The organism is Micromonospora sp. S4605 (assembly GCF_003176715.1).
In the GTDB taxonomy this organism is placed as follows: Bacteria; Actinomycetota; Actinomycetes; order Mycobacteriales; family Micromonosporaceae; genus Micromonospora; species Micromonospora echinaurantiaca.
In genome coordinates, this window is record NZ_QGSW01000164.1 from 1 (window position 1) to 15,879 (window position 15,879).

The 15,879-nt window shown below is 67.5% G+C and carries 9 protein-coding genes and 1 pseudogene; 6 read left to right on the forward strand and 4 right to left on the reverse strand.

What is annotated here, in order from left to right; genetic code table 11:
• Window positions 1–486 precede the first annotated feature (486 nt).
• Together ltrA and DLJ47_RS11755 are read left to right on the forward strand one after the other, a co-directional pair.
• Entirely contained in the window at window positions 487–1,947 is a 1,461-nt protein-coding gene (ltrA, locus tag DLJ47_RS11745) for a group II intron reverse transcriptase/maturase (protein ID WP_109900074.1), read from the forward strand.
• 131 nt (window positions 1,948–2,078) lie between these two features.
• Window positions 2,079–2,792 (forward strand): annotated as a pseudogene (locus DLJ47_RS11755) (IS256 family transposase); the annotation flags it as partial.
• Between the two features lie 110 nt (window positions 2,793–2,902).
• Here the strand turns inward: DLJ47_RS11755 and DLJ47_RS11760 are convergent.
• Both DLJ47_RS11760 and DLJ47_RS11765 read right to left on the reverse strand, forming a co-directional pair.
• The gene (locus DLJ47_RS11760; protein ID WP_109900076.1) at window positions 2,903–4,546 is read right to left on the reverse strand and encodes an MBL fold metallo-hydrolase; all 1,644 of its coding nucleotides are present in this window, start codon (window positions 4,544–4,546) and stop codon (window positions 2,903–2,905) included.
• Between the two features lie 91 nt (window positions 4,547–4,637).
• A complete protein-coding gene (locus DLJ47_RS11765) occupies window positions 4,638–6,206 on the reverse strand; it encodes a CBS domain-containing protein (RefSeq protein WP_109900077.1) in 1,569 nt (522 codons plus the stop codon).
• Between the two features lie 350 nt (window positions 6,207–6,556).
• On the opposite strand from DLJ47_RS11765, the gene DLJ47_RS11770 reads away from it, so the two are divergent.
• Entirely contained in the window at window positions 6,557–7,537 is a 981-nt protein-coding gene (locus DLJ47_RS11770; protein WP_109900078.1) for an HNH endonuclease, read from the forward strand.
• 47 nt (window positions 7,538–7,584) lie between these two features.
• Here DLJ47_RS11770 and DLJ47_RS11775 read toward each other — a convergent pair whose 3' ends face one another.
• On the reverse strand, window positions 7,585–8,685 hold the full coding sequence (locus DLJ47_RS11775) for a DNA cytosine methyltransferase (protein ID WP_109900079.1): 1,101 nt from the start codon (window positions 8,683–8,685) through the stop codon (window positions 7,585–7,587).
• A gap of 373 nt (window positions 8,686–9,058) precedes the next feature.
• Between DLJ47_RS11775 and DLJ47_RS11780 the strand changes: the two genes are divergently transcribed.
• The 3 genes from DLJ47_RS11780 to DLJ47_RS11790 are packed head-to-tail and all read left to right on the forward strand — an operon-like array spanning window position 9,059 to window position 15,432.
• Complete coding sequence (locus tag DLJ47_RS11780; protein ID WP_109900087.1) at window positions 9,059–10,621, forward strand: sigma-70 family RNA polymerase sigma factor; 1,563 nt, start codon at window positions 9,059–9,061, stop codon at window positions 10,619–10,621.
• Window positions 10,618–13,680: a helicase-related protein gene (locus DLJ47_RS11785; protein ID WP_109900080.1), complete on the forward strand. Its 3,063-nt coding sequence runs from the start codon at window positions 10,618–10,620 to the stop codon at window positions 13,678–13,680. The genes DLJ47_RS11780 and DLJ47_RS11785 overlap by 4 nt, the downstream gene beginning before the upstream one ends.
• Before the next feature lie 12 nt (window positions 13,681–13,692).
• Window positions 13,693–15,432: a hypothetical protein gene (locus tag DLJ47_RS11790; protein ID WP_109900081.1), complete on the forward strand. Its 1,740-nt coding sequence runs from the start codon at window positions 13,693–13,695 to the stop codon at window positions 15,430–15,432.
• On the opposite strand, the gene DLJ47_RS11795 is transcribed toward DLJ47_RS11790, so the two are convergent.
• Complete coding sequence (locus DLJ47_RS11795) at window positions 15,425–15,856, reverse strand: very short patch repair endonuclease (RefSeq protein WP_109900082.1); 432 nt, start codon at window positions 15,854–15,856, stop codon at window positions 15,425–15,427. The genes DLJ47_RS11790 and DLJ47_RS11795 overlap by 8 nt on opposite strands.
• Window positions 15,857–15,879 lie beyond the last annotated feature (23 nt).

Below are 15,879 nucleotides of genomic sequence, written 5' to 3' on the forward strand. Positions count from 1 at the left end.
CGCCGGGGAGGGTGGGAAGCAGCCCCGACAACGACGGGACTTGCCGGTACTGCCAGACGGCACGGGTCCGGCTAGCGAGACGAGAAGGTGTACTGACAGGAACCAGCGTTGACGTTCCGTAAGCGATGTGCCGGCTCGAACCTGGTGGATGTGGGCCGGGGTGCAGTGCACGACCGCCTGCGGTGTGAGGCGGTCGACTTCATGTCCGACTGATAGCGCCGGGCGTGGAGGCCATGGTGAAGGTCTGCGGCGTAGCCGTGGCGATGCTGCCGGGATAACAGCTGGGCGCCTACCTCGTCGATCGGTCAGCAGTGAACGCGGGAACCACCCTCGGTCGCCCTTGCGCCGCCCGTCCGGGGCGGCGACGGGCAGACCCGTCGCCGGTTGATGGCCGTGGGGTGGGGCGGAGGTCTCGTAGTAGTCCGAGGTCGGGAAAGCCGATCACACGGCGAAGGGGACCAGCAAGTCAGCAGCGAGGAGATTGGAATGTCGGAAGAGCCGCCGGTGAATACCGGTGCACCGGAGCCGGTTTGGCCCTTACCTGGGTCGGCAGAGCTTCGGGTACTGAAGATCCAAACCAAACTGCACCAATGGGCGGCGAGTGATCCTCATCGCCGGTTCGATGACCTGTTCAACCTCGTCGCTGACCCCGCGTTTCTGACCGAGGCGTGGGTTCGGGTGCGGGGCAACAAGGGAGCCCGATCCGCTGGGGTGGACGGCCAGACCGCCTACTCGGTGGAGAAGGAACGCGGCACGGAGGCGTTCCTGCGCGACGTGCGGGAGCAGTTGCGCTCGCGCACGTTCCGGCCGTTGCCGGTCAAGGAACGGATGATCCCGAAACCGGGCACGCGCAAGAAGCGGCGTCTGGGGATCCCCACCGTGACCGACCGGGTCGTGCAGGCATCCCTGAAGCTGGTGTTAGAGCCGATCTTCGAGGCGGACTTTCAGCCGTGCTCCTACGGCTTCCGCCCGAACCGGCGGGCGCATGACGCGGTCGCGGAGACCCGTCACCTCACCTCCCACCCACGCAACTATGAATGGGTGGTGGAAGGCGACATCACTGCCTGCTTCGACGAGATCGACCACACGGCCCTGATGGACCGGGTGCGCCGACGGGTCGGAGACAAACGGGTGTTGGCGCTGGTGAAGGCGTTCCTCAAAGCAGGCATCCTCAGCAAGGACGAGGGCTTACGCGAGTCGAACACCGGCACCCCACAGGGCGGGATCTTGTCGCCGTTGCTGTCCAACATTGCCCTGTCGATCCTCGACGAGCACTTCGTTGGGCAGTGGAACAGCTGGACCCAATGGGACCGCGAACAGCGCCGCCGCAAAGGTTTAGGGACGTGGAAGTTCATCCGCTACGCGGACGACTTCCTCATCCTGGTGCGCGGCGAGCGTCAGCACGCGGAAGCCCTGCGGGAACAGACGGCGACGCTGTTGGCCCCGATGGGACTGCGCCTGTCGGAGGCCAAGACCCTGATCACGCACATCGACGACGGCATCGACTTCCTCGGCTGGCGCATCCAGCGCCACCGCCGCAAGGGAGACACCCGACAGTTCGTCTACAACTACCCGTCGAAGAAGGCTCTGACCTCCATCACCGGGAAGATCAAGACGATCTGCCATCAGGACCTGAACCTGGACCTGGCCAAGGTGCTGCACCAACTCAACCGGGTGCTGCACGGCTGGACCACCTACTTCCGGCCCGGTGTGTCGTTCAAGACGTTCGACTATCTGCGAGCGTTCACCTGGCGGCAGATCATGATCAGACTCCGCCGCAAACACCGGAAGAAGATCAGCTGGAAGGAACTCCGCCGCCGCTACTGCGACGGTGGCTGGTGGCCCAGAGACGGCGAGGTGACCCTCTGGAACCCCACCCAAGCGGGCACCACCCGCTACCGATATCGGGGAACCAGAATCCCGAACCCTTGGCCAACCGCAGCATGAAGATCACTCCCGGTCCACCGGGACTTGTGGAGAGCCGGATGCGGTGAAAGCCGCACGTCCGGTTCGGGAGGCGGGCCGCGGAAACGGACCGGTCGAAAGACCGACACCGCGCCGCGGCCCGACCTCACAACGTCAAAATCAGAGACGGGCAGGTCGCGAACCGGCCGATCTACCTCGCGATGGCGGTCACCGTCGACGGGCACCGCGACATCCTCGGCATCTGGGCCGGTGACGGCGGCGAGGGCGCCAAGCACTGGCTGCACGTGCTCACCGAGCTGAAGAACCGCGGCGTGGCCGACGTGCTCATGCTCGTCTGCGACGGGCTCAAGGGCCTGCCCGAGGCGGTGGAGACGGTGTGGCCACGCACGATCGTGCAGACGTGCGTGGTGCATCTGCTGCGCAACTCGTTCCGATACGCGGCCCGGCAGGACTGGGACAAGATCGCCAAGGCGCTGCGGCCGGTCTACACCGCGCCGACGGAGGACGCCGCGACCGAGCGGTTCCTCGAGTTCGCCGAGGCCTGGGGCCGCAAGTATCCGGCGATCGTGAAGCTGTGGGAAAACGCCTGGGCCGAGTTCGTGCCCTTCCTCGCCTTCGACGTCGAGAGCCGCAAGGTCATCTGCAGCACCAACGCCATCGAGAGCGTCAATGCCCGTATCCGCAAAGCCGTCCGCGCCCGCGGCCACTTCCCCAACGAGCAAGCCGCGCTCAAGTGCGTCTACATGGCACTGATGAGCCTCGACCCCACCGGCGCCGGCCGCCGGCGCTGGACCATGCGCTGGAAGGCACCCTTGAACGCATTCCAGATCGCCTTCGAGGGCCGGCTCACCCCGGCCAACCACTGACCACCTCAACCACCAAGATCAGCCGTTAACTTGACACTCCCGTTTCTGGCTACCGAGTGGCGCCGCCACGGTGGGTCACCGGTCGGTGCTGCGAGGGGGGTCAGCCTGGTCTACAGCAGAAGATGATGTGTGCCCGAGGTGCTGCTGACACAGCGGCCGTGGTTGTCGTGCGTGCTGCGGTGACGTGACCAGAGATGGGCGCGTTTGCTGCCGTTCTGCCCGACGCACAGGTCAGCCGTCAGCTGCAGGGCCGGTGGCAGTGAATGGGTGCCGTGATGGGGCGCGAGCATCAGCGCATAGTGGACGGGGGCAAGATCGTTGTTCGCCAACCAGCGCAGCACTGGAGAACCGGCGTCACCGAAGGCGATGAGCCGGCCCGGTTCGGCGTCTTCGAAAACCAGTGACATGTTGTTGTTGGCGCGGCGCATCGCGTTCCACACCTCGCGGAAGGTCTCATGCAGGTCGTTCGGGACGTTGAGCCGGGTTATGTCAAGCGCGCTGCCGCCGTCAATGTCGTCCTCCTCGCATATGTCCTCGCCGAGATTTTCGTCAATGAATCGGGCGTGGCTCATCGTCCACGTCTGCAACTCGTCTTGGCGAGGCTGCAACCAGCCGCCCTTGCGGGCCGCCTCGAAGTTGTCCCGCAGCGAGCTGTTGCCCCGGGCTGCGAGCTCATCAGCGAGTTTCTCGAACCGGATCACGGCATTCTGGACCTGGCGGGTCACATGCGGCGGCAGCACGGCCGGCGGCCATAACACGTCGTAGCCACGTGCCCCAGCGAGGAAACCGTTGCCTCGAGCGAGGGGTGTGTACCGAAGTGGCCCGTTGGTCACCTGCTCCAACTCGACGGAGAGATCAAGGCTGCGGAATCCGGTGACGATGCGTTCCACGGCCAGGTACGCGGCGGTGAACTGCGGTTCTACGTCCGGCGGTCGGGGTGAGAGCAGACGTAGGGAGTCGAATTGCTGCCCGCGAGCCCGCATACGCTCCGCCAGGCGAACAAAGCCGCGGTAGTGATCCGCGTCAAAATGGGTGACCACGATCGTGTTGATGACCTCCGGTCGACCGTCGAGGGCGTTCAACAGCCGCTCACACGCCTCGTCGGCAGGGAGGTTGTCACTGCCACAGTCGACCACCGTCACGGACTCGCCGCCACCGTGTGAGGTCCTGATGATCGAGCAGGCGCCGTCACCGACGTCCAGCACGCTTACCCGATCACGGGCGCGCGATGATGAGTCCTCCGTCGTCAGGGCCGGTCCAGGGTCTCGCTTCTGCCGCGCCAGCGCGGCGAGGCGCTGCCCATTCCGGTCGGCGTGGAGGTGGGCGACCTTCATGGTCGGCGGCAGGTGGTGGTTAATGAGATCAGCCTTTGCCGCGGCGCGCGGCACGGACGTGCTGATCCATTCCACTGCTCGTGTATGTCGCCAGCCCGGCGGCGCCTCTGGTCGGTAGCGGTAGCGACCGGCGATGCGACCAACGGCCATGTACTTTGGTCGACGCCTCAAGGGCATGGCGACGTAGTCGCCTGGATTCATCTGCGCCAGAAAGCGCCACAGCTGCCCCGCGTAGTTACCGAGCCCCTTGATTGCCTTCGTCGGGTAGGCCGCGGCAACGCACTCCCGTACCTCTACCTGGTTGCGGCAGCACGAGATGTCCTCCACGTTGGGCCACTGTGCGACGATGATCCCTTGGCGCAGTGCTTCCTCGTCTGCACCGGGCGGATCGGGCATGCGCACCATCCAGGCGCCTGCCATCGGGCCCCCTTCCCGGCCTTCGAAACAAATGTCCTGATAGAAGCGCGGCCGTGCTGGCTCATCGCCGGGCGACCGCTTGCAGGCACCTACGTCATGGCAGCGGGTCGACGGCGTGCAGCATGGCCAGCAGACCGTCGATCACCCCCCATTCGAACGGGATCGGATCTGGGGAGAAGTGCATCATCCTGTTACGGATGTTTGCGACTGCGGCTACCTGCTGCACGAACTGCGTGTGGTCAAGTGGCCAGTCCAGCAGATGGAAACGGGTCTCCTCGGCGAGGACGTGCTTGTAGGAGCCGAAGGTCAGCGTGTCCGCGCTGCTGTGCCGGTTGTTCGTAGCAGCCCTGATCTCTTGGGCGGGGATGCGGGCCTTGACCCGGCGGTTCAGGCGTCGCTCGCACTCTTCGATCATGGTGAAGGGTCGAGCGATTTCACCGAATCGGTTGGTGAGGTCAGCAGCGGTGACGATACCGGCGATCGACTTCCCGTCGCGGGAGCGCACGAAGATGAAGCCCTGACTGGAGATCTCGTCGATACGGGGCAGTACGAGGTCGTCGTAGGCGGCCAGAGGAGCTGGCCGCTTGGCTTGCACCGCGGTGGACACCGTCTGGTAGGTCATCTGGGCTTTGGCGATCGATTCCCAGCTCACCGCGCCGTGGAAGGTGCCGTGTTCGTCAACGATCGCAAGCTGGGAGAAGTTGTGTCCCAGCATGAGGGTCTGTGCTCGCGCGATCGAGTCGTTGGGCTTGACCGACGCGACGGCGGCGTCGGAGCGCAGCAAGTTGCCGAACCTGAGGGTGAAGGGCTTGTCGGGGATGTCATCGTCGTCCGTTGCCTCCTCTACAGTGGAGTCTGGGCCTTCTTCCTCCTCGAGGAGCTTTTCGGCGGCAGTTTCGCTCGTGGAGTCGTCCGCCTCGGCGCCCGACTTGACTACCTTGACTCGGCTGCCGATCCAGCCCTCTGTGAATGAGGGCGTGGTGGTGAGGCCGTTCTCAGCCAGGTCGCGGTGGATTACATTGACGGCCGAACTCGTCCGCCGACTTGCTCCCCATTCCCCGAGGAGCTCCCGGATGGTCACCTCAATACCGTCGTCGGTCTCGGTAGCCCGGGCAATGAAGTCGTCCGGTGTGACCCATTCGTTGGGTGCAATCTCGTCGGGGGTGGGGCCCGGGTCGGTGCCGGTGTCCGCGAGGGCAGCGATGCGACGTACCGCCCCATTTCGCCGAAGCTGGCAGATTGTAAGTAGAGAGCCGAGGCTGTACAGCAGGTCCTGGTGGATTGAGGAGCGCGGTAGCGCAGGTTGGATCCACTCGACTGGACGCACGTGGCGACGATCAGGCTCGGCGCCCGCCCGGTACAGATACCCACCGGTGATGCGACCGATGGCGACGTGGTCGGGGACGGTCTTCAGCGGGATGGCGACGTAGTCGTCCACCTCCATAACCCGAAGGAGTCGCCACAGCTGCCCGGTCCAGTTGGCGACGACCGTCCGTGACCGGTTCGGGTACGCGGCGCGCACCAGAGCATGCAACTCTCTGCGGGTCGCCACTTGAGAGAGGTCGCCCACTTCGGGCCAGCCTGCGATGACCAGGGACTGTTCCAGAGCGTCCGCCTCGCGCTCGCCGTAGCGACCGGCCCGGACCAACCATGCAGCCGTCATAAGGTTCCAGGCATACGCAGCCGTACGGATCCAAGCAATACTCGTGTCCGAATACCGACAGACGACGACCGACCACGGACCAGCACTCGACCGGTCTCAGGCTCAGCGGTGCTGGCGCTGCTGTGCCGCGACGTCCTCGCTTCTCAGCTCGGCTGGCAGCCACCACCTCGACGTGGATGTCGAAGGTGCGCATTGCGCTTGGCTTGGGGAGGGGTCCTGACCCGGCGCCACTGGTGCCGGCCAGATCGCGACATGGAAGCATGGCACGCGGCCGCGCCAAGAATGCGCGGTACGCCGATCCGCTGATGATCTACGCTGAGTGCTGTTGACTCGCTCGCGTGGGAGGGTGGATGCCTACGGCGGCGGACTATCTCGCGATCAGCCCGTCGGTGGCCCGTGCGCAATGGCGCTCGATCGTCGTGCGCCCGTGGGCGGTCGAAGGCGGCCGGCAGGTCGCCTTCACCCCGGTGGAGACGCTGCTGTGCTTGGCCGCGAGCCTGCTGGTCAACCACCGCCGCTACGGCGGGTCAACGGCGCACCGTGCCGAGGAGCCGGTCCCCAGCCTGGCCCGATTGTTCAAACGCCCAAACAGCAGCATCCTGGCGAAGATGGCCAATCTCGACGGCAGCCGCCGCAACGGCGCCCGACACGAGGTGGAAGTCGCCGCCCGTCTGCTCGGCGGTCAGGACGAGCTGGCGACCGTGTACCGAATCGTCGTGCGGGCGGCCCGCGACGTCGGTGTCACGGAGGACGACCTGCCCGACTTCCTGTACCTGGAACACGACGACGCGCCGCTGATCCTGCTCGGCCAGGACGAGCTGAGTAACACCGACATTGTCGACGCCGTCCAGACGGAGCACCCTGACGTCACCGACCAGTTGACCGAGCTGCTTCTGATCGCCGCAGCGCGTGTCGGGCAGCACCGCTTCGCCCGCGACGTACTGCGCAATCACGGCCACCGCTGCGTGTTCTGCGGCCTCGCCGTGACCGTCGATGACCGACGGGCCGCGCGGATGCTCGTCGCTTCTCACATCAAGCCGTGGCGGGAAAGCGACCCCCATGAACGCCTTGACGTCGCCAACGGCCTCACCGCCTGCCCGACGCACGACGTCGCGTTCGACACCGGTCTGCTCACCGTCAACGGCGGGCTGCGCATCCACATCCACACCGACCTGCACCGCAGGGTCGACGCCGACCCAGCCCTACACGCAGCGTTCGGCCGGCCGCCGCTGGCCGAACGGCTCCTCCTGCCCGCCGACGCTCTGCCACCCCAGCGCGCCTACCTCGACTGGCACCGAACCCACGTGTACCGCGGGACGCGGACGACTTGAGCGCGGTTGTTGCGTAAACCACCGCGCGAGCAGCGGCGCAATCGGTCTCAGAGCGACGCAGGCACGGTCGTACTCGGGGTAGCCTTCCGTACAGCGCCCTTGATCGCTCGCACGTGCTCGACAATGGCATCTCCCACTGCCGAGGCGAGCCGGGGCGGTACCGCGTTGCCGATGAGCCGGCCGAGTGGCGCGAACTGTACCGGCTCCCCCGGCGCCACGAACTCGTAGCCCGGCGGGAAGCTCTGCAGATTCGCGGCTTCGCGGAGGGTGATGGCTCGATCCTGCTCGGGGTGCCCGAACCGGCCCGCCCCGAAGTTGTACGCCAAGGTGGTGATCGTCGGGGACGGCTCGTCCCAGACCATACGGGCGTAGACGTTGCGGAAGGTAGCCCCCGACGCCTTGCGGTGGCAGGGGGCCCGCAGTTCCTCGGGCCACTCCTCCCAGGTGCCGCCCGGTTTGGACCGCTTGATGCGTTCGAGGTTGAGCTCGTTCAGGGTCCGGCTCTTGTGGAGACGATCGTCGGGGTGGGTCTCTCCATTGCCCACGGGGGGCAGGGTGCCGATGGCTTGGCGGACGGTGGCGTAGTCGGCTGGCGCGATCGCACCTTTGGGCACGGCGATGTCGCCGAGCAGGGAGGCGACGAGGACCATCCGTCGGCGGTGTTGCGGAACTCCGTACGCCGGGCAGTAGCACGAGTCGAAGTCCACCCAGTACCCGAGTTTCCGCAGGCGCGCGACGAAGTCCGCGAAGATCGGTGTGCTTCCGATGCGAGGAACGTTCTCCATCGTGACGATCTCGGGCAGCGTGCCTTCGACCAGCCGGCGGACCTCGTCGACGAGGGGCCACTGGGCCTCCTGCGAAGTGTCGACACCGCGGCGGTACGACGAGAACGGCTGGCATGGTGCGCATCCGGCGAGGACGCGGACGGCTTTGGTGGGCCACATGGCGGCCAGCTCGTCAACGGTGATGTCGCGGACGTCGCGCCGGTGGAACGGTGCCCGGATGTTGGTGCGGTACGGGTAGTCGCAGGTGCGGTCGAGATCGACGCCCGCGGCGACGTGGATGCCGGCGTCCTGCAACCCGTGGGAGAGCCCGCCGACGCCGCAGAAGAGGTCGACGGCGGAGATCGTGACGGGTCGGGCGGCCATGCTGGGACTGTAGTGAATCAACGGTCGTCGACGCTGCCCGAGGCTCGGCCTGCGTGGGCCGCGTCGCATCAACGATCGGCCAGCTGCCCTTTCCCGGATCACAGCGCCCTCGATGGCGCGAACGCGCCTGTAGTGACGAGGAGAACTTCGCGGGTGTCCCCACCTGCAGATTGCCGTTGCCAGGGTGGAAACGGGCCGGGGACGTGGCCGGTGACACGCAGGCCGCGTGGTCGAACATTTGTTCCAATGGCGAGTTCTGTCGGACTTGGTCCCTAGGATGGGGCCTCCCAGCAACGAGGAGGCGGTCATGGCGTCGTCGGCAGGATCGTTGGCGCCGCGTTCGGTAGGCCCGACGCGCGTCACCGGCGCCCTGGTGAATGAGCTGCGTACGATCCTCGACCGTCGCGGCGACCGTCAAACCCAGTCCCTCGTCGCCGACTTCGTCGCCCGCCACCGCCTGACCCACCGCGACGTCAACGCGCTGCTCGTCGCCCTGACGCAGCACGATGTCACCGCCGCCCCTGAGACTTTCGTGGCGGCCGCAAAGGCCGACGGGACCGACGACGATTTCGCCGCGGACGAGCCCGTCGCCGCCGTGCTCGGCCCCATCGGGGCACCGGGGACAGGCGAGCCGTACACCACGGCGGAGTCGGCCGAGGCCAACGCGCCGGACGACGACCTCGCGTGGATGTTCGGGGAGGAGGAGCCGGAGATTCCGGCACCGCGGGCCGCCGACGACCTCGTGGGCCGCGCGCTCGACGACCTTCTGGGCGACTGGGCCCGTACGGGAGGGCAGCTCACCCGGGCCGAGGTGGCAGTGTTGGCCACGAAGCGCAGACTCTCCCCCGCCCAACACGGCGAACTCCTGGCCCTCTTGGAACAGGCTGGGGTCGACCTGCCCGACCCCACTGACGTACGACCGAGGCGAGCCGCACCCAAGGGCTACGAGTTCCACGGAGACTCGGTCGGTCAGTACCTGCGCGCGATCAGCCGGTATCCGCTGATCGATGCCTCGCGGGAGGTCGAGCTGTGGTCGTTGATCTCGGATGGCATCGCCGCCCAGGAGGAACTGGACGCGGCCGGCGACGGCCGGCTGGCACGGACCGTCCGGCGGAGCCTGCAGACCCGGGCCGTTGCTGGGCGGCGCGCGCACGCCGAGCTGGTCTGCGCGAACCTGCGGCTCGTGGTCTCGATTGCCAAGGCCCGGCACTACGAGTTCAGCGGTGTCGAGTTCGCTGACCGGATCCAGGACGGCAACCTGGGCCTGATGCGCGCGGCGGACAAGTTCGACGGGTCGAAGGGCTTCAAGTTTTCCACCTACGCGACGTGGTGGATCAAGCAGTCGATCGAGAGGGGCATCGGCGACCGGGGCAGGCTGATCCGGGTTCCCGTTCACGTCCACGACCAGCTGCAGAAGGTGAGAAGGGCGGTCTCGAAGCTCACCGCGCGGCTCGACAGGGAGCCCTCCTTGGCCGAGATCTCCGATATGACCGGGATGGAGCCGGGAAAGGTGCAGTGGGCGCTCGATCTCATGCAGCCGGTTCGCAGCCTCGACGCGCTTCTTGGAGACGACGGAGATCTTCGCCTGTCGGACGTCCTGGCACGCGAAGAGGAGCGCGACGGGCGTACCGACCCGGCGGAGATCGTCCTTCACGCGCGGTTCCACGCGGACATGGCGCGGACGCTCAGGACCATCCTGCCGGAGCGCGCGGTCCGCATCGTCGAACGCAGGTTCGGCCTCGGCACGGGCGAGGAGGAGACGTTGGAGGACATCGCTGTCGACTACGGCGTCACCCGCGAGCGCATCCGGCAAATCCAGAGCAAGTCACTGGCGAAGCTCCGGGAGAGCGGAGAGGCAGCTGGGCTGTGGTCGTACCTGGGCGACAATCGGAAGGCCGGCTGGTCCGGTGGTTCCGTGGGGAGGACGGCGTCATGAGCGGTAACGGGGTCCAGTCGCAGGAGCAGGCGTGCGAGGCGTTCGTCGCCTGGCTCGACCGTCGGGTGGTGGCGGCGGGCCGCGGCGACGGGCTGGAGCGCTTGGAGGTGGCGCCGTCGGGGACGTTCTGGCTGGGCCGGCTCGCCTGCGAGGACGAGGTTCTCAAGGGTGCGGCCGACGAGCGGTCGGAGCGGTTGGACCCCTGCGCGATCGGCATCCGGCTGCGGCCGGCGTCGGCACCGCCGTGGTCGATGACGGTGACCGTACGGTCCCGGGCATGGGTGAAGGATTCGAAGGACGGGCCGGACCCGGACCGGCGCTGGTGGCGCAGCGGCCTTGTCGAGGAGGTCGTGTCGGTGCTGATCGACGCCAAGGGCGGAGCGTTCGGCGCCAAGCAGCTCGAGGAGGCGTTCGCGGCGGTGGGTGCGCCGGGCCTGTCGGCCGAGGTCCGGGTCGACGTCGAGGACTGGCACCGGGAGACCGAGCTGGTGGTGCAGTTGGTCAACACCAGTCCGGAGAAGGCGCCGGGGCTGACCGACCCGCACCTGTACGAGACCCAACTCGAGGTCTCGGGCCTTCCGACCGTGCCGTTCCAGTTGGAGGCCCTGCCGGACAGCTTCCGCTACGACCGTGAGGTGCTGGCGTACGGGGTGAACGTCGGTGTGGAGGTGCTGCCGTCCGGAGCGTTCCGCACGTCGGACACGGTGTCGGTTCAGACCTACCGGCCCCAGTACTGGAACGGCGCGTACCAGGAGCCGGATCTGTCGTTTCATACCCTGGCGACCGACCCACTACCCGAACTCGCCAAGCTGGTCGACGCGCTCGCCGCTTACGACGGCACGCACTGGTCGCCATCGGCCTTGGACGCGAGGCAGGCGGCCGAGGGATGGACGGCGATGATGCGCGCCGAGGCGGACCGGGAGGCGACGAAGGTGTTCGCCGAGCTGGACCGCCTGCGGAAGGGTCTGAAGCTGCTGCAGACCCGCCCGGAGATTCTGCGGGCGTTTAAGCTCATGAACAAGGCGATCGCTCGCAGCGCCGAGGGACGCGGATACACCGCGTGGCGGCCGTTCCAGGTCGGCTTCCTGCTGTCGACCGTCCGGTTCCTCGCAGAGCCCGACGACGAGGCGCGCTACGTCGACACGGTGTGGTTCGCCACCGGTGGCGGCAAGACGGAGACGTACCTTGGGCTGCTGCTGACGGCGGCGTTCTTCGACCGACTCACGGGCAAGGCCATGGGCGTCACGGCGTGGTCCCGGTTCCCGCTGCGGCTGCTGAGCCTGCAGCAGACCCAGCGCTTCGCCGACGCCCTCGCCGGTGCCGAGTTGGTGCGCAACGAGGAGGGCATCAAGGGCAGCCCGTTCAGCCTGGGCTTCCTCGTAGGCAGGGCCGGCACGCCCAACAAGATCGTGCCCAAGACGGACGGCGACGACGTCACCCCGGACAGTCCGGGAATGCCGGACAAGTATCAGGTGCTGCTTCACTGCCCGTTCTGCCGGGACGAGAAACTCCAGATGCGGTTCAATCGCGAGCGGTGGAAGCTCGAACACCGCTGCACGAATGCGGCCTGTCCCTGGAAGGGGCAGGCGCTGCCGATGTACGTCGTCGACCAGGAAGTCTTCCGGTTCCTGCCGACGGTGGTGGTCGGCACGCTGGACAAGGCGGCCTCGATCGGTCTGCAGCAGGCGATGCGCGGTCTCGTCGGCCCGCCGCAGAAGGTGTGCCCCGTGCCCTGGCACGGCTTCACCTATGCCGAGCGGTCGACGACGCCGAACGGCTGCCTGGTGCCGAATTGTCAGGGTGGGAAGGCTCTCAAGCCGCTGCCGATGGATCCGAAGCGGTTCGGGCCGTCGCTGCGGCTGCAGGACGAGCTGCACCTGTTGCGCGACAGCCTCGGCGCGGTGGACTCGCATTACGAGAGCCTCCTGGACCACCTGCAGCGCGAGCTGTGCGGCACGAGGGCGAAGATCGTAGCGAGCAGCGCGACGCTGACCGGGTACGACCGGCAGGTCGACGTCCTCTACCAGCGCGAGGGGCGAGTGTTCCCGCAGCCGGGTCCCCGGGCGGGCGAGTCGTTCTGGACGTCGCCGACCACGGAACCGCTGCGCCGGTTCGTGGCCGTCGCGCCGCGGGGCGTGACGTTGGAGCACGTCAGCGACCGCACCCTCGACGCCTTGCAGCGGTGCGTGCGGGAACTCGTGAACGACCCGGCGAAGGTGTGCGCAGAAGCCGGCGTCGACCCGAAGCACGCGGCCCTGCTCATCAGCCTCTACGGAACGGACGTCGTCTACGGAACGACGCTGTATGACGTGGAGGCCGCGGGACGTAGCCTTGGCAGCAACAACACCGTCGAGGGCATCAACATCGAGCAGCTCACGGGCCAGACCGAGTTCGACGATGTCCGGGAGATCCTTGATCGGCTGGAGAAGCCGGAGGAAGACTTCGCCGAGCGTATCCACGTCGTCGCCGCCAGCTCGATGCTCTCGCACGGCGTCGACGTCAACCGGCTCAACACCATGGTGATGCTCGGCCTGCCGCTGACGACCGCGGAGTTCATCCAGACCACCGCCCGGGTGGGCCGCAAGTACCCCGGCCTGGTGTACGTCCTGCACAAGATCGGCCGGGAGCGGGACGCGCAGACGTTCCGACAGTTCGAGCAGTACGTGCGCCAGGGCGACCGATTCGTCGACCCGATCCCGATCACACGCCGCAGCCGGCGGGTCCTGGATCTCACGATCGCCGGGGTCGTCGGCGCGCGGACGTTGATGATCCGCGAACCGGCGAGCAAGCAGCGGCTGAGCACGCCGGCGAAGCTACGTGACTATGCGCGCGGCGCCGGCATGACTCCTGCTGAGGAGGCCGCGGCCGTCGCGACGGTCCTGGGGCTCGACGGCCCCGAGGACTCGGTACACCGCGAGCAGATCGCCGAGTGGGTGCAGGCCTGGTTCGCCGACCTCGAAGATCCCGCCATCAAGGCCACGTTCGTCAGCGAACTCGGCCCCCGTTCCCCGATGACGAGCCTGCGCGACGTCGAGGCCAGCGCTCCCATCCACGACTGACAGGCGGACGACATGACGATCCTGGGATCCCGTAGCGGCAGTCAGATCCTGCGTACGTTCCTGCCCGACCAGACGGTCGACCTGCGGGGCGCCGTCTACCGGGTCGCCGAATGGTCGGCACCGAGCCCCATCGAGGTCGATACCGACCTCGTGCGCAGGCACCTGCTGCGGGAGGTCGGAGCGTGGATCGCGCACGACACCGACGGCGGTATGGGCGACGACCTGCTGCGCAACGCACCCGTCGAGGTCGTCGAACTTGACGAGCGGCGCGGGGTCACGGTCGAGCGGTACCCCCAGGTCTGGCTGTGCGGGGCCTGCAAGCGCATTGGAAAGTCGATCGAGCGACGGTGCGCGTGCGGGCAGCGCAAGTGGGGCCAACTGCACTTCGTCGGCATCCACGACTGCGGCGCGATCATCACACCGTGGATCCGGCGGTGCGCCACGCACGACGACGTCAAGGTCGTCATCCCGAAAAGCGCCAAGGCCGCCGACATCACCTTCGTCTGCCCTGTCTGCAACACCCTCACGATGCAGGGTCTCGGCTTCAACCGCCCCTGTGCCTGCGGCAACGGCTCCATCCGCTGGAACGTGCACAAGGCCCGCGCGGTCTACACGCCGCGGGGCATGGTGCTGATCAACCCGCCGCGGCCGGAGCACCGTGAGGCCCTCAAGCTCGCTGGTGGCGCCCGCAAGGCGCTTATCTGGGTTGTCGAAGGCCTGACCGCAACGGGGCCCGGGGACGTGACCGCGAAGCAGACGAGGGAGGAGTTCCTCAAGAAGTTGATCGCCGGCGGCATCGACCCGACGTTCGCCGAGACGATGGCGGACATGGCCGAAAAGGGCGGACAACTCGCCAAGCCCGGCGACCACCCCATCGACCGCCTGTCGGCACAGCGGCGCGAGGAGGCGGAGCGAGAGGCTGTCGACATCGCGATGGCGCTCGCGGAAAGCCGGACGCCGACGACAGCGCTCCGCAGCGCCACGCCGGGCGACGCGCTCGACGTGCGATACCGGAACAGCTACCCGGCCGCGCTCGCCCGAGCGGGGATCGACGGCCTGGACCTCGTCGACCGGTTCCCGGTGCTCAACGCGATGTACGGCTACACCCGCGGTGAGGACGACCCGACGAAGTGCCGGCTGGTGCCGTTCCGACGCAAAAAGGGCGGCTACCGGCTGTACGGCAACCTGGCCGAGACCGAGGCGTTCCTGGTGCGCCTGGATCCGGTGCGCGTCGCGACCTGGCTGGCGGGGCGGGGTCACCAACTGCCGGGCTGGGCTGCCGGAGACAAGGACCCGGTGGCGGCGCGGGTCGCGGTCCTACAGTCGGCGCTGGTGCCTACCAAACGCGACAGCCCATCGACGGACACGGCAGGCACCGACGTGCTCAAGCTGGTGCATACCTACGCGCACCGGTTCATCCGGCAAGCGGCGGTGTTCTCGGGCATCGAACGGGACGCGTTGAGCGAATACCTCGTGCCTGGGCATCTGGGATTCTTCGTCTACGCCGCCGCCCGCGGCGACTTCGTCCTCGGCGGCATGCAGGCGGTCTTCGAGTCGAACCTCGACGACCTGCTGAACGCGTTCGTGGACGCGGAGCACCGCTGTCCGTTGGACCCGGGATGCAGCCGCGGCAGTGGGGCGTGCAGCGCGTGCGTGCACCTGGGCGAGCCGTCGTGCCGGTTCTTCAACCGGTTCCTGGACCGCAAGGTGCTGTTCGGCGCTGGCGGTTACCTCCGCATGCAAGTCAGGTGATGGATCGGACCCGCCGCGCCCACTCGGCCTCGACGCGATCGGCGGCGGCGTCAGGGGCCTCGTGCTCCCAGACATGCAACACGGTCCAGCCCAGTTCGGCGAGGGCGGCGTCCTTGGCGCGGTCACGGACGACGTTGCGCTCGAGCTTCGCGAGCCACCACTCCCGGTTGTTGCGGGGCAGGGTGCTGTGCTCGGGGCAGCGGTGCCAGAAGCAACCGTCGACGAAGACGGCGACCCTCGCCCGGGTGAACGCCACGTCGGGGCGGCCAGGCAGCCCCGGGGGGTTGACCCGGAACCGCAGCCCGCGGCGGTGCAGTTCACGACGCAGCGCCAGCTCCGGCTTGGTGGAGGCCCTTGGCATCCGCCCGAACCGGGCCGACGTTGCGGCGTCCAGCGGTGCTGGCAGGGTGGACTTTCGGTCCATGGCTACAACCAATCCGGGGAAGT

Bases quoted from the DNA above. Each gene is read 5' to 3' on its own strand.
- ltrA (WP_109900074.1), top strand. From the start codon at position 487: ATGTCGGAAGAGCCGCCGGTGAATACCGGTGCACCGGAGCCGGTTTGG.
- DLJ47_RS11760 (WP_109900076.1), bottom strand. From the start codon at position 4,546: ATGGCAGGCGCCTGGATGGTGCGCATGCCCGATCCGCCCGGTGCAGAC.
- DLJ47_RS11765 (WP_109900077.1), bottom strand. From the start codon at position 6,206: ATGACGGCTGCATGGTTGGTCCGGGCCGGTCGCTACGGCGAGCGCGAG.
- DLJ47_RS11770 (WP_109900078.1), top strand. From the start codon at position 6,557: ATGCCTACGGCGGCGGACTATCTCGCGATCAGCCCGTCGGTGGCCCGT.
- DLJ47_RS11775 (WP_109900079.1), bottom strand. From the start codon at position 8,685: ATGGCCGCCCGACCCGTCACGATCTCCGCCGTCGACCTCTTCTGCGGC.
- DLJ47_RS11785 (WP_109900080.1), top strand. From the start codon at position 10,618: ATGAGCGGTAACGGGGTCCAGTCGCAGGAGCAGGCGTGCGAGGCGTTC.
- DLJ47_RS11790 (WP_109900081.1), top strand. From the start codon at position 13,693: ATGACGATCCTGGGATCCCGTAGCGGCAGTCAGATCCTGCGTACGTTC.
- DLJ47_RS11795 (WP_109900082.1), bottom strand. From the start codon at position 15,856: ATGGACCGAAAGTCCACCCTGCCAGCACCGCTGGACGCCGCAACGTCG.